This window comes from Denitratisoma sp. agr-D3, assembly GCF_054658675.1.
Genome location: NZ_BAAGIA010000001.1, coordinates 710,505 through 734,759 on the forward strand (window position 1 = coordinate 710,505; position 24,255 = coordinate 734,759).

Below are 24,255 nucleotides of genomic sequence, written 5' to 3' on the forward strand. Positions count from 1 at the left end.
AATACTCATGTCCCTGAATGACCACGGGTGGGGCAATAAACCCAACTCGGGCGACGGCCCGGGTAATCCGCCGCCCGGCAACGGCAAGGGCGGCAATCAGGGCCCCCCTGATCTCGAAGAGCTTTGGCGCGACTTCAATCGTCGCCTATCCGGTGCCTTTGGTAAAAAGAATGGCGGCAGCGGTGGCAATGGCGGCGGTTTTTCGGTGCCGCCGAGCTTGTCTCCCCGCCAGTTCGGTGGTGGGATCGGGCTGTTGGTCGGCGTGGTACTGGTGATCTGGTTGGCCAGCGGTTTTTACATCGTGGACGCCAGCCAGCGCGGCATCGTCCTCCAGTTCGGCCGCTACAAGGAAACCACCGAGCCGGGCCTGCGTTGGCGCATGCCCTGGCCGATCCAAAGCCATGAAGTGGTCAACCTCTCCGGCGTGCGCACGGTGGAAGTGGGCTATCGCGGCTCGGAAAAGAACAAGGTGCTCAAGGAAGCCCTGATGCTGACCGATGACGAGAACATCGTCAGCGTCCAGTTCGCCGTCCAGTACCTGCTCAAGGATCCGGTCAAGTATGTGTTCGAGAACCGCAATCCCGACGATGCGGTGATCCAGGCCGCCGAAACCGCCATTCGCGAGGTGGTGGGCAAGAGCAAGATGGACTACGTGCTCTACGAAGGGCGGGACGTGATCGCCGCCAACACCAACAAGCTGATGCAGGACATCCTGGATCGCTACGACACCGGCGTCCAAGTGCGCTCCGTGACCATGCAGAGCACCCAGCCGCCGGAGCAGGTGCAGGCCGCTTTTGACGACGCGGTCAAGGCCGGCCAGGACCGCGAGCGGCAGAAGAACGAGGGCCAGGCCTACGCCAACGACGTGATTCCCAAGGCCAAGGGCACCGCCTCCCGACTGATGGAGGAGGCCGAGGGCTACAAGAGCCGCTTGATCGCCACGGCGGAAGGGGATGCTTCCCGCTTCAGCCAGTTGCTCACCGAGTACAGCAAGGCCCCCGAGGTGACTCGCAGCCGGCTCTACCTGGAAACACTGCAACAGATTTACGCCAATACCAGCAAGGTGATGGTGGATGCCAAGGGCCAGGGCAATCTGCTTTACCTGCCCCTGGACAAGCTGATGCAAGCCGCCGGTGCCCAGGCGGCCGCGGCGGCTCCGGATGCGGCTGCCCCGAGCCGTAGCAGCGCGGCGACCCCGATGTCCAACGAGACACCGCCCCAGCTGGAAAAAGTCCCCTCGGTGGAGCGCAGTGGCGACTATCGTTCCCGGGATAACCTACGTTCCCGCGATCGGGGAGACCGCTGATGAATCGCCCCCTTTCCCTTGCCCTGTCGGGCCTGTTCGCCATGCTGGTGGTGTTTGCTGCCACCGTTTTTACCGTTGATCAGCGCCAGTTCGCCATCATTTTCCAATTGGGTGAAGTGCGCGCGGTGATCTCCGAGCCGGGCTTGGCCTTCAAGTGGCCCCTGATCCAGAACGTGCGCTTTTTCGACAAGCGCATCCTGACCATGGACTCCCCGGAGCCGGAGCGTTTCCTCACCGCCGAGAAAAAACCCGTGCTGGTGGATTCCTTCGTCAAGTGGCGCATTCATGACGTGAAGCAGTACTACGTGTCCGTCAGCGGCGACGAGCAACTGGCCCGCACCCGTCTTGCCCAGACCGTGAATTCCGGCCTGCGCGAGGAATTCGGCAAGCGCACCGTCCATGACGTGGTTTCCGGTGAGCGTGAGAAAATCATGTCCGAGGTGCTGAAGAAAGCCGACGCCGATGCCCGCACCATGGGCGTCCAGATCGTGGACGTGCGACTGAAGCGGGTGGACTTCCCCCAGGAAGTGTCCGAGTCCGTCTATCGCCGCATGGAGACCGAGCGTAAGCGGGTCGCCAACGAACTGCGCTCCACTGGCGCCGCCGAAGCCGAGAAGATCAAGGCCGACGCCGACCGGCAGCGGGAAGTGATCGTCGCCGAGGCCTACCGCGAAGCCCAGAAGATCAAGGGCGCGGGGGATGCCAAGGCCGCCGCCATCTACGGCCAGGCCATGGGCAAGAACCCCGAGTTCTACGCCTTCCTGCGCAGCATGGAAGCCTACCGTGCCAGCTTCAAGACCAAGAGTGACGTCATCGTCGTCGAGCCCAATTCCGACTTCTTCAAGTACCTGAAGAACTCCGGCAAGGGCAAGTAAGGCGCTCGATGGTCACCACTTTTTTTCTGGCCTTGGGCCTGATGTTGGTCATTGAGGGCATGCTGCCCTTTCTGGCCCCCAAGGTGTGGCGCGAAACCTTTCGCCGCGTGACCGAGTTCAAGGACGGCCAACTCCGTTTCATGGGGCTGACCTCCATGGTGCTCGGTTTGTTATTGCTCTGGATTTCCTGATGATGCGCTGGATATTGCCCGAGGCCATCGAAGACATACTGCCGCCCGAGGCCCGGCAGCAGGAGGCCTTGCGCCGCCGCCTGCTGGATGCCTTCGCTGCCCACGGCTATGAATTCGTCGTGCCACCCCTGCTCGAATACGTCGAGTCACTGCTCACCGGCAGCGGCCGCGACCTGGACTTGCGCACCTTCAAGCTGGTGGACCAGTTGTCGGGGCGCACCATGGGCGTTCGCGCCGACATCACGCCCCAGGTGGCGCGTATCGACGCCCATCTGCTTGGGCGCAAGGGCGTGACCCGGCTCTGCTACTGCGGCAGCGTGCTGCATACCCTGCCGGCCGGCTTCAACGGCAGCCGCGAACCGATGCAGATCGGCGCCGAGCTCTACGGCCACGCTGGCGTCGAGGCGGACATCGAAATCGTTCGCTTGCTGGCGGATGCCCTGGCCCTGAGCGGACTGAAAAAAGTACGCATCGACGTCGGCCACGTCGGCCTGTTCCGTAGCTTGACCGCCGCCGCCGGCCTGGATGCCGAGGTGGAGGAGGAGTTGTTCGCCCTGTTGCAGGCCAAGGACATGCCGTCCCTGCAAGCCCGCCTGGCGGCGGCACCGGAACCGGCCCGTTCCGCGCTGTTGGCCTTGCCGTCGCTGTACGGCGGTCGTGAAGTGCTGGCCAAGGCCCGCCAATGCCTGCCCGCCACGGTGGCGCCCCAATTGGACGAACTGGAGCGTCTGGCCGATGCCCTGGCCGGCTTGCCCCTGAGTTTCGACCTGGCGGACCTGCGCGGCTACCACTATCACAGCGGCATCGTCTTCGCCGCCTATTGCGACGGCAGTGCCGCCGCCATGGCCTTGGGCGGACGTTACGACAAGGTGGGTCAGGCCTGGGGTCGTGGCCGGCCGGCGACGGGGTTTTCCATCGACCTGCGCGAACTGGCGCGGCTGGCTCCCCGGAACAAGGCCAAGGGCGCCATCCTGGCACCCTGGAACGAGGATGGACAGTTGAGCACGGAAATCGCCAAGCTGCGCGCCAGCGGCGAAACCGTGGTCATAGCGCTGCCCGGCCACGAAGGCCATTGGCGCGAAGCCGGATGCGATCGTCGCCTGGCCCAGTGCAACGGCCAATGGATCATTGAAGAACTTGAAGAAAACTGAAGGAATAGCTATGGCAAATGCCCGTAACGTCGTGGTCATCGGTACCCAATGGGGGGACGAAGGCAAAGGCAAGATCGTCGACTGGCTGACCGACCACGCCCAGGGCGTGGTGCGCTTCCAGGGCGGCCACAACGCCGGCCACACTCTGGTCATCGGCGGCAAGAAGACCATCCTGCGCCTGGTGCCATCGGGCATCCTGCGCGAAGGTGTGATCTGCTACGTGGGCAATGGCGTCGTGCTGTCCCCCGACGCCCTGCTGAAGGAATTGGATGAACTCAAGGCTGCCGGCGTGGATGCCGAGGCCCGCCTCAAGATTTCCGAAGCCTGTCCCCTGATCCTGCCCTACCACCAGGCCATCGACCATGCCCGCGAAGCCGCCCGTGGCAGCAACAAGATCGGCACCACCGGCCGTGGCATCGGCCCCGCCTACGAGGACAAGGTGGCCCGTCGCGCCATTCGTTTGCAGGACCTGACCAAGCCCAAGCGTTTCGCCGAAAAGCTGGCCGAATTGCTGGAGTACCACAACTTCGTCCTGACCAAGTACCACGGCGCTGCGCCGGTGGACTTCCAGAAGACCCTGGACGACACCCTGGCCCTGGCGCCGCGCCTGACGGCCATGATCGCCGACGTGCCGCGCGCCCTTTACGACGCCCATAAAGCGGGCGCCAACCTGCTGTTCGAAGGCGCCCAGGGTACCCTGCTCGACATCGACCACGGCACTTATCCCTTCGTCACCTCCAGCAACTGCGTGGCTGGCGCCGCCGCTGCTGGCGCCGGTGTCGGCCCCGGTATGCTGCATTACGTGTTGGGCATCACCAAGGCCTACGCCACCCGGGTCGGTAGCGGTCCTTTCCCCACCGAGCTCTACGATGCCGAAGAAAAACAGGACCCGGTGGGCAAGCACCTGGCGGACAAGGGCCACGAGTTCGGCAGCGTCACCGGCCGCGCCCGTCGCTGCGGCTGGTTCGATGCCGCCGCCCTGAAGCGTTCGATCCAGATCAACGGCGTTTCCGGCTTGTGCCTGACCAAGCTGGACGTGCTGGATGGCGTGGAGGAACTCAAGATTTGTACCGGTTACCGCATCAACGGCGCTTTGTCCGACATCCTGCCCGTGGGTGCCGACGATCTGGCCTGTTGTGAGCCCATCTACGAAACTCTGCCGGGTTGGAAGACCAGCACCGTCGGCCTCAAGGCCCTGGATGCCTTGCCCCAGGCCGCCCAGGCCTACATCAAGCGCATCGAGGCGGTGTGCGGTGTGCCGGTGGACATGATTTCCACTGGTCCCGACCGGGAGGAAACTATCGTCCTGCGTCATCCCTTCAAATAAGGGGCAGCCGCGAGCCAACAAAAAGCCGACCCGAGGGTCGGCTTTTTGTTGGCCATGCCGCGCGCGGCGGCATGATCCCCGTGACGCTCAAGCAGCGGCCAGCGCTTGGTCCAGGTCGGCGATCAGGTCGTCGATGTGCTCGATGCCGATGGACAGACGCACCGTGTCTTCCGTGACGCCGGCCTTGGCCAGTTCTTCCGGCGATAACTGGCGGTGGGTGGTGGACGCCGGGTGGCAGGCCAGGGACTTGGCGTCACCGATGTTCACCAGGCGGGTGAACAGTTGCAACGCATCCTGCAAGCGGCCGCCGGCGGCGGAGCCGCCCTCGACGCCGAAGGTGAGGATGCCCGAGGGCTTGCCGCCCAGATACTTCTTGGCCAGGGCGTGGTCGGGATGGCTGGGCAGGCCGGCGTAATTCACCCATTTCACCTTCTTGTGACCTTGCAGGAACTCGGCGATCTTGCGCGTGTTCTCGGTGATGCGGTCCATGCGCAGGGCGAGGGTCTCGATGCCTTGCAGGATCAGGAACGAATTGAAGGGGCTGATGGCGGCACCGGTGTTGCGCAGGGGCACCACCCGGGCACGGCCGATGAAGGCGGCAGGGCCCAGGGCTTCGGTATAGACCACGCCGTGGTAGGACACGTCGGGCTCGTTGAGGCGCTTGAAGCGTTCCTTGTGCTCGGCCCAGGGGAACTTGCCGCTATCGACGATGATGCCGCCGATGCTGTTGCCGTGGCCGCCGAGGTATTTGGTCAGGGAGTGCACCACGATGTCGGCGCCGTGTTCGAAGGGGCGGCACAGGTAGGGGGAGGGCACCGTGTTGTCCACGATCAGGGGAATGCCGTGGCGGTGGGCGATGTCGGCTAGGGCGGCGATGTCGGTGATGTTGCCCAGAGGGTTGCCGATGGTTTCGGCGTAAATGGCCTTGGTCTTGCCGTCGATCAGCTTTTCAAAGGAAGCCGGATCGCGGTGGTCGGCGAAACGGACCTGGAGGCCGAATTGGGGGAAGGTGTGGGCGAACAGGTTGTAGGTGCCGCCGTAGAGGGTGGCGGCGGAGATGATGTTGTCGCCGGCCTCGGCAATGGTCTGGATCGCGTAGGTGATGGCGGCCTGGCCGGATGCCAGGGCCAAACCGGCGATGCCACCTTCCAGTTCGGCGACGCGCTTTTCCAGCACGTCGCTGGTCGGGTTCATGATCCGGGTGTAGATGTTACCGGCCACCTTGAGGTCGAACAGGTCGGCACCGTGCTGGGTGCTGTCGAAGGCGTAGGACGTGGTCTGGTAGATGGGCACGGCCACGGCCTTGGTGGTGGGATCCGGGGCATAGCCGCCATGGACGGCGATGGTTTCCAGTTTCATTGTGGTTTCTCCTCAAAACGAGGCGGCAGTATATCGACGGCGGCCGGAGCGTCTTCCATTTAATGGGAATGAGCTTATCGCTGGGCTTCACATGGCGCTGTCCAGCGTTCCTCCCCATGCCTTCCCGCTGCCTTTTGCGTCGCAAAATGACAAGACCGCAAAAAAACCTTTTAAATGTAAGTAATTTCTAAGCTGTTCAGCGCCATAATTGATAATTACAGAAAGTTTCACCCTTGAAGGGGAAGCTGTTTGTCCATAACCAATAGCGCACCCAAGTGCGAGGAGACCATGGTGACTTACCAGGATTTTTACCGTCGTTCCATTGAACAGCCCGACGCCTTCTGGACCGAACAGGCCCAACTGGTGGATTGGCAGACCCCTTTCACCCAGGTTTGCGATTACTCCCGCCCCCCCTTCTCCAAATGGTTTGTCGGCGGCAAGACCAATCTGTGCCACAACGCCGTGGACCGCCATGCGGCCAAGCGTCCCAACGACCGCGCCCTGATCTTCGTTTCCACTGAAACCGACGAAGAGAAGGTCTACACCTTCGCCGAGCTGAAGACCGAAGTGATGCGCATGGCCGCCATCTATAAGAGCCTGGGCGTGAAGAAGGGCGACCGGGTGCTGATCTACATGCCCATGATCGCGCCGGCCCTGTTCGCCATCCTGGCCTGTGCCCGTATCGGTGCCATCCATTCCGTGGTGTTCGGCGGCTTCGCTTCCGGTTCCCTGGCCACCCGTATCGACGATGCCAAGCCCGTGCTGATCGTGTCTTCCGACGCCGGTATGCGCAATGGCAAGGCTGTTCCCTACAAGCATTTGCTGGACGAGGCCATCAACCTGGCCGAACACAAGCCCGGCAAGGTGTTGATGGTGGATCGTGGTCTGGACAAGGAATTCAACAAGGTGGCCGGTCGCGACGTGGACTATGCCACCCTGCGGGAACAACACCTGGATGCCGATGTGCCCTGCGAATGGCTGGAATCCTCCGAGCCTTCCTACATCCTCTACACCTCTGGCACCACCGGCAAGCCCAAGGGCGTGCAGCGGGATACCGGTGGGTATGCGGTGGCCCTGGCGTCCACCATGAAGCACATCTACTGCGGTGGCGTGGGCGAGACCTTCTTCTCCACCTCCGACATCGGCTGGGTGGTGGGTCACAGCTACATCATCTATGGTCCCCTGATCGCCGGCATGGCGACCGTCATGTACGAAGGCACGCCCCTGCGGCCCGATCCCGGTATCTGGTGGCAGATCGTCGAGAAGTACAAGGTGAATGTGATGTTCTCCGCCCCCACGGCAGCCCGAGTGTTGAAGAAGCAAGACCCCGCCTTCATGCACAAGTACGACATCTCCAGCCTGAAGCATTTGTTCATGGCCGGTGAGCCCCTGGATCAGCCCACCCATGAGTGGATCCAGACCGAGCTGGGCATTCCCGTCATCGACAACTACTGGCAGACCGAAACCGGCTGGCCCATGATCGCTTCTGCTCCCGGCGTGGAAAAGACCAAGATCAAATACGGTTCGCCGTCCTTCCCCGTTTACGGCTACAACCTCAAGATCTTCCGCGATGACGGTACCGAGTGTGGCCCCAACGAAAAGGGCATCGCCGCCGTGATCCCGCCCCTGCCGCCGGGCAACCTGACCACCGTCTGGGGCCAGGACGAGCGTTTCGTCAGCACCTACTTCAGCCTGTTCAAGGACCCGCTGGTGTATTCCTCCTACGACTGGGCCATCAAGGACGACGAGGGTTATTTCTTCATCCTCGGTCGTACCGACGACGTGATCAACGTGGCTGGTCATCGCCTTGGCACCCGCGAGATCGAGGAGGCCGTGCAAGCCCACAGCGCCATCGCCGAAGTCGCCGTGGTGGGCGTGGAAGACAAGCTCAAGGGCCAGGAGCCCGTGGCCTTTGCCGTGGTGAAGGACCCCGCCAAGGTCGCCACGCCGGAACTGCGTGCCGCCCTGGAGGCCGAGGTGAAGAAGACCGTCGACGGCATCCTCGGCGCCATCGCCCGGCCCAAGCATGTGCACTTTGTGAGCGGGCTGCCCAAGACCCGTTCCGGCAAGATGCTGCGTCGTTCCATCCAGGCCCTGGCGGAAGGTCGCGACCCCGGTGATCTGACCACCATTGACGATCCCACCACGCTGGAACAGATCAAGAATGCCCTGACAGCGTAACGGGTCCTGGTTTTCCTTGTTCCAAACCTTGACGCGCGGCGCATTTACGGTAGAATGCGCCGCTCTTTTGCAGGCGCGTAGCTCAGCTGGTTAGAGCACCACCTTGACATGGTGGGGGTCGTTGGTTCGAGTCCAATCGCGCCTACCAACCTTTTCGGTTGGTAAAAAGAAAGTCGATCAAGCCGCCCTCGGGCGGCTTTTTCTTTTGCCGCTCGCCTAGGTGTCCCACCAGGGGTGTTGCCGGAATGGTTTCCGGTTTACCGCGATGGCCGGGATGGCTAAAGTCCACGCCGCTGCCGTCTCCGGGCATGGGTGTGTCTCGGGATCATGGACGGGTATTCGTCGGAGGCCACCGTGTCAATCATGCCACTCAAGGATCAGTCCCTGCTGCGCCAAGCCTGTTATGTGAATGGGCAATGGATTGCCGCACCGGCTGGTCGCAGCTTTCCCGTCACCAATCCTGCCACCGGCGAGGTCATCGCCATGGTGCCCGATTTGGGCGCCGCCGAGGCGCGGGCAGCCATTGATGCCGCCGCTGTTGCCTTGCCCTCCTGGCGTAAGCTCAAGGCCCTGGAACGTGCCCGGGTGCTGCGTCGTTGGTACGAGTTGATGCTGGAGCACCAGGACGATCTGGCCCTGATCATGACCCTGGAGCAGGGCAAGCCCCTGGCGGAGGCCAAGGGCGAGGTGCTCTATGGCGCGGCCTATTTCGAATGGTTTGCCGAAGAGGCCAAACGCATTTATGGCGAGACCATTCCTTCTCCCTTTGCTGATCGCAAGTTGATCGTTCAGCGTGAGCCGGTTGGCGTCTGTGCCGCCATCACGCCCTGGAATTTCCCCTGCGCCATGATCACCCGCAAGGCCGGCCCGGCGCTGGCCGCGGGCTGCACCATGGTGCTCAAGCCGGCCGAGCAGACGCCCTTGTCCGCCCTGGCGCTTGCCGTCCTGGCTGAGCGTGCCGGTATTCCTCCCGGGGTGTTCAACGTGGTCACCGGCAACGCCGTTGCCATCGGCGGCGAACTCACGGCCAATCCGCTGGTGCGCAAGCTCAGTTTCACGGGCTCAACGGAAGTGGGGCGTTTGTTGATGGCCCAGTGCGCGCCGACCTTGAAAAAACTGTCCTTGGAATTGGGCGGCAACGCGCCCTTCATCGTCTTTGACGACGCCGATGTGGACGCCGCCGTGGCCGGAGCCGTGGCCTCCAAATACCGCAATGCCGGACAGACGTGTGTGTGTACCAACCGCTTCTTGGTCCAGTCCGGGGTGTACGACGCTTTCGCGACCAAACTGGCGGCGGCAGTGGCGGCGCTGAAAGTGGGCAATGGCCTGGAGGCCGGCATCAGCCAGGGGCCCTTGATCGATGAGGCTGCCCTGTCCAAGGTCGAGGCCCTGATGGCGGACGCCATCGCTGGCGGTGCACGGGCCCTGTGCGGTGGGCATCGTCACGCCCTGGGGCGTACCTGGTACGAACCCACGGTGTTGACCGGCGTGACTGCTGGCATGCGCGTGGCGCGGGAGGAAATCTTTGGTCCCGTGGCGCCCTTGTTCCGCTTCGAAACCGAAGCCGAGGCCATCGCCCTGGCCAACGCCACCGAATATGGGCTGGCCGCCTATTTCTATAGTCGCGATATCGGCCGCGTCTGGCGCGTGAGCGAAGCCCTGGAGTACGGCATGGTGGGCATCAATACCGGCCTCATCTCGACGGAGGTGGCGCCCTTCGGTGGCGTCAAACATTCCGGCCTCGGCCGGGAGGGCTCCCGCCATGGTATTGAGGAATACACGGAGCTGAAATACCTCAGCATCGGCTATTGATCCCTATCGCCGAGACAAGAAAAAGGCGTTTCTTCTTGACAAAAAAAGAAGCGCCCTTATAATTCGGCCCTCTCTGACGCGGGGTGGAGCAGTCTGGCAGCTCGTCGGGCTCATAACCCGAAGGTCGTAGGTTCAAATCCTACCCCCGCAACCAAATGCAAAAAGGGCTTGGCTTCGGCTAAGCCCTTTTTTCTTTGCCGGTTTGGAGGGTTCGTTGCACCGATGGGGTACAGATCGGGGGCGATAGATGTCCTCGGTCTTCCCCCTTGCAAGCCATTTGCTCATCTGAAGCAGCTATTGGAAACGACCATTGGGAGACTTTCCTTGCCCTCATGGGTTCGAGAGGGCGGCGCTGTCGCTAGCCACTTACGCCGACGGGTGGTCCTGTTGAAGCCTATGCGTCACATGGGTTCAGTGGAGCACGAAGTGGCTGTTGTGTCCGAACAACAACCAAGCGGCAACCTTGACCGTCGAAACCATGGAAACCGGATGGCTCGGCCATAATTCGCCTCGCTTCATCAAAGGAGCACACCTTGCAGTGACCGACCACGTGGTGTCATTGCCAATGTGTCAAACACTCTCTAGGAGAAATACATGCAAAAGAAACTGATCGCTCTGGCCGTCGCCGGCCTGGCCTCTTCCGCCGCTTTCGCCCAGTCCAACGTGACTATCTACGGCGTTGCTGACGTTTACTACGGCGTGGGTCACTCCGGTGGCTCCGCTACCCGTACCAACATCAACAGCGGCGGCCTGTCCGGCTCCCGTCTGGGTTTCAAGGGTACTGAAGACCTGGGCAACGGCCTGAAGGCTCTGTTCACCCTGGAATACGGTTTGGCTGTTGATGACAATGCTGGTGTTGGCTCTACCTCCACTGGTACTGGCAATACCCGTCAGTCCTTCGTCGGCCTGACCGGCGGTTTCGGTACTGCCGTTGCTGGTCGCCTGCAAACCGCTGGCTACGACTTCTCCGGCGTCACCAACGCTTTCCATGGCGTCGCGATCAACCCCCTGCAACGCATCACTTCCGCCTTCGCTGGTAGCGCTGTGACTGCAATCGCCACGGATGGCAGCTTGATTGGTCAGTCCTCCCGTGCCAGCAATGCTGTTGCCTACATCTCCCCCAGCTTCGGTGGCGTGACCCTGGCCTACAACCACGCTCGCCTGAGTGAAACTGCTCAAACCATCACCACTAACGGTACCACCGACGCTAACGCCAACCTGTACTCCGCTACTTACAAGGGTGGTCCCGTTGTCGCTTCCGCTATCGTCACCACTGCCGCTACCAATGCTGGTGGTCACATCAGCGAATGGGCCGTGGGTGGTGGTTATGACTTCGGTGTTGTGAATCTGAAGGCTTCTTACCAGCGCCAAAAGATGGATGGTCGTGCTGATGACGACAAGGCTTGGCAAATTTCCGGCATCGTTCCTGTGACTGCCGCTGGCAAGGTTATCGTTGGCTATGCCAAGAGCGACATCGGTTCTGTTGCCAACCAAGCTGATGACAGCAAGTCCTGGTCCGTGGCCTATACCCATAGCCTGAGCAAGCGTACGACTCTGTACACTGGTGTTCAGTATGTCAAGAACGACTCCGCTGCCACTCGCGGTACCGCTCTGTCCGCACTTCCCCTGGCCGGTGGCAATTCCCGCGGCTTCGTGGCTGGTGTGAACCACTCCTTCTAATCTCGGCTTCGGCTGATTTTGGAAATAAGACGGCCACCTTCGGGTGGCCGTTTTTTATTGCTGGTCGAGCACATTGCGGTTGCTTAACGATGGGGCTGCAACGCATCGCCCATGAAAAAGGCCCAAGGATTTCCTTGGGCCTTTTTCATGGGGCAACGTCAGAAGCGTTTAGCCGATGATCTCCAGCGCATGGCGCGCCAGCATCCATTCTTCGTTGGTGGGCACGACCCAGGCGCTGACGGGGCTGTCGGCTCGGGTGATGCGCTGGGCGTTGGTGGTGTTGGCGGCTTCGTCCAGGGTAAGTCCCAGCCAGGCGAGTTGTTTGCAGGCGGCGGCGCGGACGGGGGCGGCGTGTTCGCCGATGCCGCCGGTGAAGACCAGGGCGTCCAGGCCGCCGAGGGCGGCGGTGAGGGAGCCGATTTCGCGCACCAAGCGGTAGCAGAAAAGTTCCACCGCTTCCGCCGCTTCGAGTTTGTCCGAGGCCAGCAGGGTGCGCATGTCCTGGGAAATTCCGGAAACGCCGAGCAGCCCCGATTCCTTGTAGAGCAGCTTGGCCAGGGCCTGGCTGTCGTAGCCCTGGAAGTCCATCAGGTAGAGCAACACGCCGGGATCGATGCTGCCGGTGCGGGTGCCCATCATCAGACCTTCCACAGCGGTGAAGCCCATGGTGGAGGCCACGCTCTTGCGGCCCTTCATGGCGCAGAGGGAAGCGCCGTTGCCCAGGTGGGCGACGATGATCCGTCCCTCGGCTTTTTCCCCCAGCAGGCTGGGCAGGGTGTCGGCGATGTATTCATAGGACAGACCGTGAAAGCCGTAGCGACGCACGCCCTGGTCAGTGATCTTGCGTGGCAGGGCAAAGCGTTGCGCGACTTCCGGCTGGCTGCGGTGGAAGGCTGTGTCGAAGCAAGCCACCTGCGGCACGCCGGGTAGGCAGGCATGGAGGGCGTCGATGCCGTCCAGGTTGTGGGGTTGGTGCAGCGGGGCCAGGGGCACGAACTGGCGTAGCTTGGCCGTGCATTGGTCAGTGAGCAGCACCGGCTCGGCATAGATCGAGCCGCCGTGCACCACGCGATGGCCGACGCCGACGATGGTCCAACCCGCTTCATGCCCGTGCAGCCAGTCCACGAGAAACTCCAGGGCTTCGTGGTGTTGGGTTTCCGCGTCGCCGGTGAGGGGGATGTCCACGTCGTCCAGCTTGACGCCGTACTTGTCCTTGGCCTTGATGTGGGGCCGGGTGCCGATGCCGTCGATCTGGCCGGTCATCTCGGCCTGTTGGGAAATCGGCAGGGTCTTGGCGTAGAGGGCGAACTTGATGGACGAGGAGCCGGCGTTGAGGGTGAGGATCGCGTCGGCCATCAGGCGGCTCCCAGGGCCTTGCGGCGGGCGTGGGCCATGACCATGGCCACGGCGGTGGACGCGGTGCGGGTACGGGCCGTATCGGCACGGCTGGTGAGTACGATGGGCACCCGGGCGCCGAGGACGATGCCGGCAGCCAGCGCGTCAGCCAAGTACTCCAACTGTTTGGCCACCATATTGCCCGACTCGATGTCCGGCATCAGCAGGATGTCGGCTTGGCCGGCCACGGGCGACTTGATGCCCTTGGTCTTGGCCGCCACCAGGGAGACCGCGTTGTCGAAGGCCAGGGGGCCGTCCAGCAGCCCGCCCTTGATCTGGCCCCGGTCGGCCATCTTGCACAGGGCGGCGGCGTCCAGGGTGGCCTGCATCTTGGGATTGACGGTTTCCACTGCCGCCAGGATCGCCACCTTGGGTTGGTCGATTTTCAGCATCAGGGCCAAGTCGATGGCGTTTTGGCAGATATCGGCCTTGTCTTCCAGGGTGGGGGCCACGTTGACCGCCGCGTCGGTGATCATCAGCGGACGCGGATAGGTCGGCACATCCATCAGGAACACATGGCTGATGCGACGCTCGGTGCGCAGGCCGTTGCGGGACACCACCTCGGCCATCAGTTCGTCGGTGTGCAGGGAGCCCTTCATCAAGGCTTCGACCCGACCGTCCCGGGCCATGGCCACGGCCAGCTCGGCGGCGGCGTGGCTATGGGGCACGTCCACCAGTACGCAGCCGTTCAGGTCCAGTCCGTTTTGTTCGGCGAGGGCGCGGATCTTGGCTTCGGGCCCCACTAACGTCGGCACGATCAGCCCCGTATCCCGCGCCATCAGGGCGCCGCCGAGGGATTCCTTGTCGCAGGGATGGACCACGGCCATGGGAATGGGCGCCAGGCCCTGGGTGATTTCCAGCAGGTGCTCGTAACGGGCCTTCTTGGTCTGGGTCAGCTTGATTTCCGGCAACACCATCTTGGGCCGCCGCACTTTTTCGGTGGGGGCCTTCACCTCGGCCACGCCGCTGATGACTTCCGCGCCTTCCTGGTTGGTGCAGCGGCAATCGAACAGGAGGTGGTGGGTGTGATCGAACTTCTGCTTGACGGTGACGGTGACCGTCACCGTGTCGCCCAGACGCACCGGGCGGCTGAAGTGAATGCTCTGGTCGATGAAAATGGTGCCCGGTCCGGGCAGCTCGGTGCCCAGCACCGTGGTGATCAGCACGCCGGGCCACATGCCGTGGGCGATGATCTCGCGGAAGGCGAAGGACTTGGCGTATTCCGGATCCAGGTGGGTGGGGCTGATGTCGCCCGACATGATGGCGAAGGCCTGGATGTCCTCGTTGTTGAGGGTGCGGGTGAGGGAGGCGGACTCCCCCACGCGGATTTCATCGAAGACGCGGTTCTCGATGTATTCAACGCTGTCGTTCATGCCCGCTCCGTTCAGTCGCCGGTGATGTTGAAGCCGCCGTCCACATAGATGGTGCCGCCGGTGATGGATTTGGAGACGTCGCTGACCAGATAGGCCGCCAGGGCGCCCACGTCGTCGATGGATACCAGCCGGTGCAGGGGCGCCCGCAGCATGGCTTCTTCCATCAGATGGTCGAATTCGGAAATACCCGACGCCGCCCGGGTCAGCAAGGGGCCGGGGGAGATGGCATGGACGCGGATGCCCTTGGGGCCCAGCTCGGAGGCCAGATAGCGGGATGCTGACTGGAGCGCCGCCTTTACCGGACCCATGATGCCGTAGTTGTGGATCACCTCGTCGGCGCCGTGGTAGCTCATGGTGAGCAGGGAGCCACCGTTTTTCATCAGGGGTTCCGCCAGCTTGGCCATGCGGATGAAGGAATGGCAGGAAATGTTCATGGCCCGGGCAAAGCCCTCGGCGCTGGAATCCACCACCCGGCCGTGCAGGTCCTGGATCGGGGCGAAGGCGATGGAATGGACCAGGAAGTCGAGCTTGCCCCACTGTTCGGTGATGGCGGCGTAGACCGCCTCCAGCTCACCGGCTTTTTCCACGTCCAGGGGCATGATGATCGGTGCCTGGAGCTTTTCCGCCAGGGGCCGCACATAGGGCTCGGCCTTGGCGTTCAGGTAGGTGATGGCCACCTCGGCGCCGCAATTGACGAAGGCCTTGGCGCAACCGTAGGCGATGCTTTGGTCGTTGGCAACGCCGACAACCAGTCCCTTTTTGCCCTTCAAACTGAACATGGAATCTCCCTGAACGAATGGATTTGTGCAACGCAAAATCTTAGGCATTCTTTAAGACAAAAGCAAAACATTACCCTTTAAAAAATAGGATTTTTTGCTGCTCGTGCGGTTTTTTGTCCAATAGCAGGGGAGCTGCCTGCTTAATAGCCAGGAACTCTCCCCTCACCCTGTCCTATTACCCTGAGGGCATATGTCCCCAAAGAGGCGAGGGAAGCTGCTACGAAGATCGTTGCAAGAACTCCCCCCTCTCCCCTTGTGAGAGAGGGCCGAGGCGAGGGGGCTCCGGGCAGGGTAAGTAATTCCCCAAGAAAAAGGCCGGCCATGAAAACCATGACCGGCCTGGCGACAAAGTGGCTTGCCGTGATGCTTGCTTGTCGGCTTATTTGCCGGATTTTTCCTCGGCCTTGGCGTTCTCCTCGGCGGGCTTCGCGTCCGGGTGGAAGATTTCCTGGGAGGCACCGTTCTTGGCGGCGCCGACGCCCTGTTCCACCGCCGGCAGGGTGTGGGCAATGCCCTTGTGGCAGTCGATGCAGGTCTTGCCCTCGTTGAGGCCGGTCTGGTGCATCTTGGCGGAACGGCGGCCTTGCTCGGAATAATCGAAGTATTCGAAGTTGTGGCAGTTGCGGCATTCACGGGAATCGGTCTTCTTCATCCGCGCCCACTCATGCTCGGCCAGTTCCAGACGCTTGGCGTTGAACTTCTCCGGCGTGTCGATGGAACCGAGGATCTTGTGCAGCACCTCGTTGGACGCCTGGATCTTGCGGATCATCTTGTGCGTCCAGTCCTTGGGCACGTGGCAGTCGGGGCAGGTGGCGCGCACCCCGGAGCGATTGGAGTAGTGGATGGTATTGCGGTATTCCTGGAACACGTTGTCGTTCATCTCGTGGCAGGAAATGCAGAACTCCTCCCGGTTGGTCCATTCCAGCACCGTGTTGAAACCGCCCCAGAGCACGATGCCGGTGACGAAGGCCATGCCCAGCAGGCCGACGCCGGCACGCCGGATGCGGTCCTTGAGACGGGCGAGCTTCCCGTTTCCGTCGTTGAAGAATTGGGTCATGATCGGCAATCTCCTTTGTTATTTGCCCAGGCCGTCGGCGCGGCGGAAGGTGTTGTTCACTAGGGGCTTGGCATCGCTCTGGGGAACGTGGCACTGGTTGCAGAAATAGCGGCGAGGCGAAATATTGGCTAGCTCCTGGCCGCTGCGGTCCTTGAAGTGGGTGATGGACACCTTGGTCGCGCCGGTTTCCTTGTAGCGGCTCCAGGAGTGGCAATCCAGGCACTTGTTGAAGTTCTTGGTGATGTTGTAGTTCTTGATGCCGTGGGGAATCAGCGGTGGCTGCTGGACGAAGTCCCGGGGCAGGGGCGCCCGGTCCTTGTCGTTGCGGCTGCCTTCCCCTTCGGGGTCCAGGTTGGGGATGTCGGTGCCGCGCAGGGTTTGCAGCTTGGCCGGTGCCGTCTCGCTGGCGGCAACAGCAGGCAGAGTCGCAGGAGCGCCGAGGACGACGACGAAGAGGGCGGCCAGCAGGCGCGAGCGGGACAAACGGGTCGGATTCTTCATGGGACACTCCTTTGATCGAACCGATGGGTGATGTTGAAAACGTTCTTGCTGCACACGTCGATGCAACGGCCGCAGTTGGTACAGGCAGCGGCGGCGATGATGGGACTGGTCTGGCCCGCTTGCTTGAGGGCGGGGCGGATGACCTGGGGTTCGGGGCAGACCTGGAAACAATCCATGCAGTCGTTGCAGGCGTCCCGTTGCCGGGCCGATATCCGCAGCAGGGAGAAGCGCCCCAGCAGGCTGTAAAAGGCGCCCATGGGACACAGGTGGCCGCACCAGCCGCGTTGGGCGATCAGCAGGTCGTAGGCGAAAATCGCCGCCGCCAGCCAGAGGCCGCCGCTCAAGCCAAAGATCAGGCTGCGCTGGACCATGGACACCGGATTGACCCATTCCCAGGCCAGGCTGCCGGTGGCCGCCGCGGCGAGGAAGGTGCCCGCCAACAACCAGTAGCGGGTGGCGGCGTCGGGCACGCGGCCGCTCTTGATGCCCAGGCGGCGGCGCAGCCAGGCGGCGGCATCGGTCACCAGGTTCACCGGGCAGACCCAGGAACAGAACACCCGTCCGCCCACCAGCAGATAAAAGACCACGACGATGGCGGCGCCGAGCCAGGCGGTCTGGTAGGGCAGATGGCCGCTGGCCAGGGTTTGCAGCAGCAGATAGGGATCGGTCAGGGGCAGCAGACCCAGGGTCAGGGACGAGGACAGGTTGCCCTTGACGATCCATAGCCCGGCCAGGGGGCCGAGCAGGAATAGCGCGATCACGGCCAATTGGCTGGTCCGGCGCAGTAGCAGCCAGCGCCGGGCGACGATGGAGCCCTTGACGGCGACGGCCTCCGCGCCCGGCACGGCGCGGGTTTTTCTCGCGGCGATGGTGGCGGTCGGGCTCATGGCTTCCAGTGGGAGTTGATGCCGGTCGTTTTCGCCGGCGCGGTCGGCGGCGTGACGGGCGTGATGGGGGCGGCAGCCGGATTCGCCGCGGCCTGCGGCGCGGCGCTTTCCACCGGTACCCGGCTGGTCAGGGGCGCATCGAGTCCGCGCACCGGCAGTTCCACCTGGTCGCCGATCAGGGAACCACCGTGACGGGCCTTTTCCTCCCAGCCCTTGCGGTAGTGGGCGGGCAGGGTACCCTGGGCCAGCTTGCGCGGCATCACCTTGATCGCCGCCACGGGCAGTACGCAGGATTTCTCGCACTTGCCGCAACCGGTGCAGGCGTCGGCATGGACCGTGGGCAGCAGCATGGCGTGCCGGTCCGAGCGCGGGTTGTGCTGGGTTTCCAGGGTGATGGCCTTGTCGATCACCGGGCAGACCCGGTAGCAGACGTCGCAGCGCAGGCCGAGGAAGTTGAGGCAGGACTCATGGTCCGCCAGCACCGCCAAACCCATGCGCGCCTTGCCGATCTCCGTCAGGCCATGGTCGAGGGCGCCGCTGGGACAGGCCTTGACGCAAGGGATGTCCTCGCACATCTCGCAGGGAACGTCGCGGGCGGTGAAATAGGGCGTGCCGCTGGCGACGGGGTCGCCCAGGTCCGCCAGCTTGAGGGTCTTGTAGGGACAGTCGCGCACGCACAGGCCGCAGCGGACGCAGGCGGCGAGGAAATCCGCTTCCGCCAGGGCGCCCGGTGGACGCAGGGCCTGGGCCGGCAGGGCCGAAGCCTGACGGGCGTAGAGCCCCGCGCCCAGGGCGAGCAAACAGCCGCCCCCCGCCGCCGCAGCGACGGTGTTGAGGAAGCGCCGGCGGCCGGGGACCGGCGGCGTTTCCTGGGGGGCGAGATCGGGATCGCTCATGGCGTGGCGGCTCGTTCAGGCGGCATTAGACGGAATCAGGCACGCAGCACTTTGACGGCGCACTTCTTGAAGTCCGTTTCCTTCGAGATCGGGCAGGTGGCGTCCAGGGTCAGCTTGTTCACCAGGCGCGACTCGTCGAAGAAGGGCACGAAGATCAGCCCCACCGGCGGCTTGTTGCGGCCCTTGGTTTCCAGCCGGGCCTGCATCTCGCCGCGGCGGGATTGCACCTTGACCAGCATGCCCCGTTGCAGGCCGCGCTTCTTGGCGTCGTCCGGATGCATGAAGACCTGGGCCTCGGGCACGGCCTTGTGCAGCTCGGGCACGCGCCGGGTCATGGAGCCGGTGTGCCAGTGTTCCAGCACGCGGCCGGTACACAACCACATGTCGAACTCGGCGTCGGGCTTCTCGGGCGGGTCCTGGTAGGGCAGGGCGAAGATCACGGCCTTGCCGTCCTTGTGGCCGTAGAACTTGATGCCCTCGCCGGCCTTGACGTAAGGGTCGTAACCCTCGCGGAAGCGCCACAGGGTTTCCTTGCCGTCCACCACCGGCCAGCGCAGGCCGCGGGCCTTGTGATAGGTGTCGAACAGGGCCAGGTCGTGGCCGTGGCCGCGGCCGAACAGGGCGTATTCCTCGAACAGGCCCTTCTGCACGTAGAAGCCGAAATGCTCGGATTCGTCGTTGCTGTAGTTCTTGATGGCGTGGTCGTTCACCTTGACCAGCTCGCCCTTGGTGAACTTGTTCACCACCTTGTTGGCGTAGAGCACGTCGTACAGGGTCTTGCCCTTGTACTCGGGTTTCTTGGCGATCAGTTCGGCGGGCCAGACTTCCTCCACCTTGAAGCGCTTGGCGAATTCCATGTACTGCCACAGATCGGAGCGAGCCTCGCCCGGCGCCTTCACCTGCTGGCGCCAGAACTGGGTGCGTCGCTCGGCGTTGCCGAAGGCACCTTCCTTCTCGGTCCACATGGCGGAGGGCAGGATCAGGTCGGCGGCCAGGGCCGAGACGGTGGGATAGACGTCGGATACCACCACGAAGGCGGCGGGGTTGCGCCAGCCCGGATAGATTTCCTGGTTGATGTTGGGACCGGCCTGCATGTTGTTGGTGGTGCTGGTCCAGTAGCACTTGAGCTTGCCGTCCTTCAGGGCGCGGCTCTGGGCCACGGCGTGGAAGCCGATCTTGTCGTTGATGGTGCCCTCCGGCAGTTGCCAGATTTCCTCGGTGTGCTTGCGGTGGTCGGGATTGGTCACCACCATATCGGCCGGCAGGCGATGGGCGAAGGTGCCCACTTCCCGTGCCGTGCCGCAGGCGGAGGGCTGGCCGGTGAGGGAGAAGGGGCCGCTGCCCGGTTCGGAGATCTTGCCCACCAGCAGATGGACGTTGTAGATCATGTTGTTCACCCAGGTGCCCCGGGTGTGCTGGTTGAAGCCCATGGTCCAGAAGCTGACCACTTTTTTCTTCGGGTCGGCATACAGCTCGGCCAGCTTCTTCAGACGCTCGGCGGGTACGCCGGAGAGCTTGCTGACCTTTTCCACGGTGTATTCGGAAACGAATTTCTTGAACTCGTCGAAGCTGATGGGCTTGGCGTCGTTGGGGTTGTTCTTGGGCTTGCCGTCGGCGCCGGGATAGCCGTTGAACTTGGCGTCCTTTTCCAGGGCATGGCCGGGGCGCAGGCCGTAGCCGATGTCGGTTTCGCCGGCCTTGAAGTTCACGTGGGCCTTGACGAAGGCCTCGTTCACCTTGCCGTTCTGGATGATGTAGTTGCAGATGTAGTTGAGGATGGCCAGGTCGGTTTGCGGCGTGAAGATCATGCCGTTGTCGGCCAGTTCGAAGCTGCGATGCTCGAAGGTGGACAGCACGTGCACCTGCACGTCGGTCTTGGTCAGGCGGCGGTCGGTGATGCGGGTCCACAGGATGGGGTGCATTTCCGCCATGTTGGAACCCCACAGCACGAAGGCGTCGGCCTGCTCGATATCGTCGTAGCAGCCCATGGGCTCGTCGATGCCAAAGGTGCGCATGAAGCCGGTCACGGCGGAGGCCATGCAGTGGCGGGCGTTGGGGTCCAGGTTGTTGGAGCGGAAGCCGGCCTTCATCAGCTTGCTGGCGGCGTAGCCTTCCCAGATGGTCCATTGGCCGGAGCCGAACATGCCGATGGCGCCTGGGCCTTCGGCCTTGAGGGCGGTTTTCCATTTTTCGGCCATGATGTCGAAGGCCTGGTTCCAACTGATGGGCGTGAACTCGCCTTCCTTGTCGTACTTGCCGTTCTTCATGCGCAGCATGGGCTTGGTCAGGCGGTCGGCACCGTACATGATCTTGGACAGGAAGTAGCCCTTGATGCAATTGAGGCCCCGGTTCACCGGTGCGTCCGGATCACCCTGGGTAGCCACCACGCGGCCGTTCTGCACCCCCACCAGCACCGAGCAGCCGGTGCCGCAGAAACGGCAGGCGGCCTTGTCCCAGCGGATGTTGCTGTCGCCGGCCTTGGCTGCCTTGTCCTCGGCGGCCAGCCCAGGCAGGGAGACGCCGGCGGTCGCCGCGGCGGCGGCGATGGCCTGGGTCTTGATGAAATCGCGTCGGTTCATGGTCATGATTGAGTCTCCTCGCTGAGAGCACTTGCGGAAAGGGGCGTGTACACCGTGTTGCTGTGTTCGTAGGCCAGGGTGGCGGCCAGGACCTCGGGAACCCGGTGGATGGCGATCAGGGTGTCGGACATGGCGGCATGGGGCGTGTCCTCGACGGTCACGACCAGCTTGCCGTCGGCGGACATGCCGTGGCATTCGACGCCGGGGAAGGCCAACAGGTGGGCTTCCGCCGCGGCGCGGGTGTGGGGATGGATGCGCAGAACGAGACTGACGATGCTCATGGCTGGGCCTCGGAAACGGGAGGGATCAGGGAAATGGCCTGGCTCGGGCAAGGGGCGACGCAGGCGCCGCAGCCGGTGCACAGGGCGATGTCCAGCACGGGCTGGGCAACGCCGCCGAGGCGGGGCGGGAAATGGATGGCGCCGGCGTCGCAGGCCTCGCCGCAACTGCGGCAGACCACCTGCTGGCGGGCCAGACATGCCTCGCCCATGACCGCATGCCAGGTCCAGGGGGCGGCGCCCTGGTCGATCAGCGCGCCGCTGGTGCAGGACCGCAGGCAATCGCCACAGAAGGTGCAGCCGGCCGCGGCGAAGTTCACCGTGGGAAAACCGCCGTCGCCCTTGAGCAGGATGCCCTGAGGGCAGTGGGCGATACATTCATCGCAGCGATTGCAGCGACGCAGAAAATCCGCTTCCGTCACGCTCCAGGGGGGGCGGGGCTGGGGTCGGGCGCTGCCAGGGCGTTGTCCGCGGAGAAAACCGCGGCGGGCGATGTCCATGTTTCAGACCAGGGTTATCGATGGGGCGGATCATAGGCGCGGGCACCGCAGCAAAAAATTGATCTCCGTGAAGAAAATCGGTAATACTTTCGGCCCAACGCGGGAATGAGCATCCAGCCCCGGCCAGGACGCAAATAAAACCGTTACATTCCCATCCCGACCGGAGATTCGCCATTCAACGCGCCAACATTCCCCAATTCATTTCCTTCCTGCCCCTGTTCCGCGAGCTGTCCGCCGAACAGCAGGCCAAGGTCGCCGCCGCCGTGCGGGAGGTCCGTCTTGAGAAAGGCCGCCAGGTGTTCGCCAAGGGGGATCCCGTTCTGGGCTTCCACATCGTCGCCTACGGCCAGGTGAAGCTGTTCCTGTCCACCGCCCAGGGCAACGAAAAGGTGGTGGAAGTGATCGGCCCCCAACAAAGTTTCGGCGAGGCGGTGATGTTCCTCGACCGGCCCTACCCGGTGTCGGCGGAGGTCATGACCGATACCCTGCTGCTCCACGTGCCCCGGGACATCGTCTTTTCCCTGCTCGACTCCGACCCTTCCTTTGCCCGCCGCATGCTGGCCGGCTTATCCATGCGCATGCATTCCCTGTTGATGGACGTGGAATCCTTCTCCCTGCGCTCCAGCACCCAGCGCATCATCGGCTACCTGTTGCAGCATTGTCCCGAGACGGAAGGCGGTGGCGCGCCCGAGGGCGAGGTGGAGGTGGCGCTGCCCATGTCCAAGCAGATCATCGCCTCCCGGCTGAACCTGACGCCGGAAACCCTGTCGCGGATCTTCAGCGAATTGTCCGGGCGCAGCCTGATCGAGGTTCAGGGCCGCAACGTCAAGATTCTGGATGCCCGTCGCCTGCGGGAGTTTGAAGTCTGAAGCGGCGGTAGGTCCCCAGGGCCTCCAGCAGGTTCAGTCCGAGGCGTCCGTTGGTATAGGCCAGGCAAAGACCGGCCGGCAGGCCCAGGGCGGGCAGCCAGGGCAGGGGCAGCAGCAGGGCCAGCCCGAGCAGGTGCGAGTGCAACTGGTGACGGCTGTGTTTCGGCGCGATCATCCGATTCACGTTGGGCGGCAGGGCGGAGCCCTTGGGCCGGTTTTGCAAGTGCAGCCAGACCAGGAAGGGCACGATCTTGTAGAGCATGCCGTAGACGGCGGAAGCGAGAGCCCCTTGCAGTAGCAGGATGCCGAACAGAACCGGCATGCCTTCCATGGTGGCGACCACGGGCCAGACGATTGCCGTCAGACCGAGGCAGGCCGCGGCCAGCAGGCAGGCCATGGCAACGCGAAAGAAATCCAGGGTGGTGTCCGTCGTCTTGCGCTTGCGTTTCGCCTGCCGCTCCAGGGTGACGCCGGCGAAGGCCGCGCCCGCCAGCAGGCAGAGGGCGCCGCCGAGCCCGGTCAGCAGCGGCTGATTCAGGCCGAGACCGAGGGACAGCAAGGCCAGCGCCACCAACAGCCAGGGGCCGAAGCCCCGGCTGAGACGGGGCGGATAGGGTGGCGTGAGCTGGAACATCGGCACCACGGACCAGGACACGCCCGCCAGCAGGAGCAGCGCCCAACCGCCCAGGCCCCAGGCCAGGTGGGCCGTCAGCAGCGCGGGAATGTTCCCTGCCAGGCGGCCGGCCAGCCCTTGGGTGAGGGTGGCGCCGAGGGCGGCGGTGAGCAGCAGGGCCAATAGGGCGCCGCGCAGGGAGGCCAGCGTCGCCCCCCGGGCGGAGGCCTGCCACAGGGCGTGGCCCATGACGGCGCAAAGCAGGGCCAGCCCGCCTCCCAGCACCAGGGCCGCCGCCGTGAACAAGGCTGGCCGCCAGGTGAGGAAGGCCAGCACCAGCAGCGGCGCGCCGAGGCTGATCAAGACATGCACCAGGCCACCCAGCAAGCGCGGTCGCGGCACGTTGCCGCCGGTGACCACCGGCACGAATTGGAACAGGGCGCCCACCATCACCTGGAGCAGAAAGCCCGCCGCCAGCAGATGGGTCAGGGCCAGGGTGGCGGGGTGCCAACGGCTGGCCAGGACCTCGCCGCCCTGGGCGGCGAGCAGCAGCCCTGCCGCGATGCCGAACAAGGGGGCGGTGAGGAAAAAACGCAGGGGGACCGAGAAGGGCGGCGCCTGGTCGAAGGACAGATGGGCCGCCACG

At 63.6% G+C, this 24,255-nt stretch carries 22 protein-coding genes and 2 tRNA genes; 11 read left to right on the plus strand and 13 right to left on the minus strand.

The features are described 5' to 3' along the window. Positions 1-7 precede the first annotated feature (7 nt). Genes hflK through ACYQ2U_RS03390 form a run of 5 tightly spaced genes read left to right on the plus strand, consistent with a single transcriptional unit; the run spans position 8 to position 4,850 of the window. The gene (gene hflK, locus ACYQ2U_RS03370) at positions 8-1,306 is read left to right on the plus strand and encodes an FtsH protease activity modulator HflK (protein WP_459948915.1); all 1,299 of its coding nucleotides are present in this window, start codon (positions 8-10) and stop codon (positions 1,304-1,306) included. Beyond that, positions 1,306-2,181 (plus strand): protease modulator HflC, encoded by an 876-nt coding sequence (gene hflC / locus ACYQ2U_RS03375; RefSeq protein WP_459948916.1) that lies wholly within the window; start codon positions 1,306-1,308, stop codon positions 2,179-2,181. Before hflK ends, hflC begins: the two co-directional genes overlap by 1 nt. Positions 2,182-2,189: 8 nt before the next feature. Next, complete coding sequence (locus ACYQ2U_RS03380) at positions 2,190-2,372, plus strand: DUF2065 domain-containing protein (protein WP_459948917.1); 183 nt, start codon at positions 2,190-2,192, stop codon at positions 2,370-2,372. Continuing rightward, entirely contained in the window at positions 2,372-3,523 is a 1,152-nt protein-coding gene (locus ACYQ2U_RS03385; RefSeq protein ID WP_459948918.1) for an ATP phosphoribosyltransferase regulatory subunit, read from the plus strand. Before ACYQ2U_RS03380 ends, ACYQ2U_RS03385 begins: the two co-directional genes overlap by 1 nt. Positions 3,524-3,533: 10 nt before the next feature. After that, positions 3,534-4,850 (plus strand): adenylosuccinate synthase, encoded by a 1,317-nt coding sequence (locus ACYQ2U_RS03390; protein WP_459948919.1) that lies wholly within the window; start codon positions 3,534-3,536, stop codon positions 4,848-4,850. 87 nt (positions 4,851-4,937) lie between these two features. Here ACYQ2U_RS03390 and ACYQ2U_RS03395 read toward each other — a convergent pair whose 3' ends face one another. Further along, entirely contained in the window at positions 4,938-6,209 is a 1,272-nt protein-coding gene (locus ACYQ2U_RS03395) for a bifunctional O-acetylhomoserine aminocarboxypropyltransferase/cysteine synthase (protein WP_459948920.1), read from the minus strand. Between the two features lie 249 nt (positions 6,210-6,458). Here ACYQ2U_RS03395 and ACYQ2U_RS03400 point away from each other — a divergent pair, with 249 nt between their 5' ends. Both ACYQ2U_RS03400 and ACYQ2U_RS03405 read left to right on the plus strand, forming a co-directional pair. Then, positions 6,459-8,390, plus strand: a complete 1,932-nt coding sequence (locus ACYQ2U_RS03400) for a propionate--CoA ligase (protein WP_459948921.1) — start codon at positions 6,459-6,461, stop codon at positions 8,388-8,390. A 71-nt stretch (positions 8,391-8,461) separates the two neighbouring features. Beyond that, positions 8,462-8,538 (plus strand) — tRNA-Val (locus ACYQ2U_RS03405). Here the strand turns inward: ACYQ2U_RS03405 and ACYQ2U_RS03410 are convergent. Beyond that, entirely contained in the window at positions 8,533-8,700 is a 168-nt protein-coding gene (locus tag ACYQ2U_RS03410; RefSeq protein WP_459948922.1) for a hypothetical protein, read from the minus strand. The genes ACYQ2U_RS03405 and ACYQ2U_RS03410 overlap by 6 nt on opposite strands. 53 nt (positions 8,701-8,753) lie before the next feature. On the opposite strand from ACYQ2U_RS03410, the gene ACYQ2U_RS03415 reads away from it, so the two are divergent. From ACYQ2U_RS03415 to ACYQ2U_RS03425, 3 genes are all read left to right on the plus strand, one after another. Then, a complete protein-coding gene (locus tag ACYQ2U_RS03415) occupies positions 8,754-10,202 on the plus strand; it encodes a succinate-semialdehyde dehydrogenase (RefSeq protein ID WP_459949239.1) in 1,449 nt (482 codons plus the stop codon). A gap of 77 nt (positions 10,203-10,279) precedes the next feature. After that, a tRNA-Met gene (locus tag ACYQ2U_RS03420) sits at positions 10,280-10,356 on the plus strand. A gap of 440 nt (positions 10,357-10,796) precedes the next feature. Beyond that, positions 10,797-11,882, plus strand: coding sequence for a porin (locus tag ACYQ2U_RS03425; RefSeq protein WP_459948923.1), 1,086 nt, complete (start codon positions 10,797-10,799; stop codon positions 11,880-11,882). A 168-nt stretch (positions 11,883-12,050) separates the two neighbouring features. Here ACYQ2U_RS03425 and ACYQ2U_RS03430 read toward each other — a convergent pair whose 3' ends face one another. The 10 genes from ACYQ2U_RS03430 to napF form a co-directional block, all read right to left on the minus strand. Then, positions 12,051-13,238, minus strand: a complete 1,188-nt coding sequence (locus ACYQ2U_RS03430) for an acetate/propionate family kinase (protein WP_459948924.1) — start codon at positions 13,236-13,238, stop codon at positions 12,051-12,053. Beyond that, positions 13,238-14,650 (minus strand): bifunctional enoyl-CoA hydratase/phosphate acetyltransferase, encoded by a 1,413-nt coding sequence (locus ACYQ2U_RS03435; protein ID WP_459948925.1) that lies wholly within the window; start codon positions 14,648-14,650, stop codon positions 13,238-13,240. The genes ACYQ2U_RS03430 and ACYQ2U_RS03435 overlap by 1 nt, the downstream gene beginning before the upstream one ends. A gap of 11 nt (positions 14,651-14,661) precedes the next feature. Next, on the minus strand, positions 14,662-15,429 hold the full coding sequence (gene fabI, locus ACYQ2U_RS03440) for an enoyl-ACP reductase FabI (protein ID WP_459948926.1): 768 nt from the start codon (positions 15,427-15,429) through the stop codon (positions 14,662-14,664). Between the two features lie 379 nt (positions 15,430-15,808). Then, complete coding sequence (locus ACYQ2U_RS03445) at positions 15,809-16,486, minus strand: NapC/NirT family cytochrome c (protein WP_459948927.1); 678 nt, start codon at positions 16,484-16,486, stop codon at positions 15,809-15,811. 18 nt (positions 16,487-16,504) lie between these two features. Continuing rightward, the gene (locus ACYQ2U_RS03450; protein ID WP_459948928.1) at positions 16,505-16,987 is read right to left on the minus strand and encodes a nitrate reductase cytochrome c-type subunit; all 483 of its coding nucleotides are present in this window, start codon (positions 16,985-16,987) and stop codon (positions 16,505-16,507) included. After that, positions 16,984-17,874: a quinol dehydrogenase ferredoxin subunit NapH gene (gene napH / locus ACYQ2U_RS03455; RefSeq protein WP_459948929.1), complete on the minus strand. Its 891-nt coding sequence runs from the start codon at positions 17,872-17,874 to the stop codon at positions 16,984-16,986. The genes ACYQ2U_RS03450 and napH overlap by 4 nt, the downstream gene beginning before the upstream one ends. Then, positions 17,871-18,770: a ferredoxin-type protein NapG gene (napG, locus tag ACYQ2U_RS03460; protein ID WP_459948930.1), complete on the minus strand. Its 900-nt coding sequence runs from the start codon at positions 18,768-18,770 to the stop codon at positions 17,871-17,873. The genes napH and napG overlap by 4 nt, the downstream gene beginning before the upstream one ends. A 35-nt stretch (positions 18,771-18,805) precedes the next feature. Continuing rightward, positions 18,806-21,355 carry a nitrate reductase catalytic subunit NapA gene (gene napA / locus ACYQ2U_RS03465; protein WP_459948931.1) on the minus strand — a complete coding sequence of 850 codons (2,550 nt, stop codon included), beginning with the start codon at positions 21,353-21,355 and terminating at the stop codon, positions 18,806-18,808. Then, positions 21,352-21,630, minus strand: a complete 279-nt coding sequence (locus ACYQ2U_RS03470) for a chaperone NapD (protein WP_459948932.1) — start codon at positions 21,628-21,630, stop codon at positions 21,352-21,354. Before ACYQ2U_RS03470 ends, napA begins: the two co-directional genes overlap by 4 nt. Further along, entirely contained in the window at positions 21,627-22,127 is a 501-nt protein-coding gene (gene napF, locus ACYQ2U_RS03475) for a ferredoxin-type protein NapF (RefSeq protein ID WP_459948933.1), read from the minus strand. The genes ACYQ2U_RS03470 and napF overlap by 4 nt, the downstream gene beginning before the upstream one ends. Before the next feature lie 263 nt (positions 22,128-22,390). Between napF and ACYQ2U_RS03480 the strand changes: the two genes are divergently transcribed. Continuing rightward, positions 22,391-22,996: a Crp/Fnr family transcriptional regulator gene (locus ACYQ2U_RS03480; RefSeq protein ID WP_459948934.1), complete on the plus strand. Its 606-nt coding sequence runs from the start codon at positions 22,391-22,393 to the stop codon at positions 22,994-22,996. Here the strand turns inward: ACYQ2U_RS03480 and ACYQ2U_RS03485 are convergent. Further along, positions 22,953-24,254, minus strand: a complete 1,302-nt coding sequence (locus tag ACYQ2U_RS03485; protein ID WP_459948935.1) for a hypothetical protein — start codon at positions 24,252-24,254, stop codon at positions 22,953-22,955. The genes ACYQ2U_RS03480 and ACYQ2U_RS03485 overlap by 44 nt on opposite strands. Position 24,255: the final 1 nt, after the last annotated feature.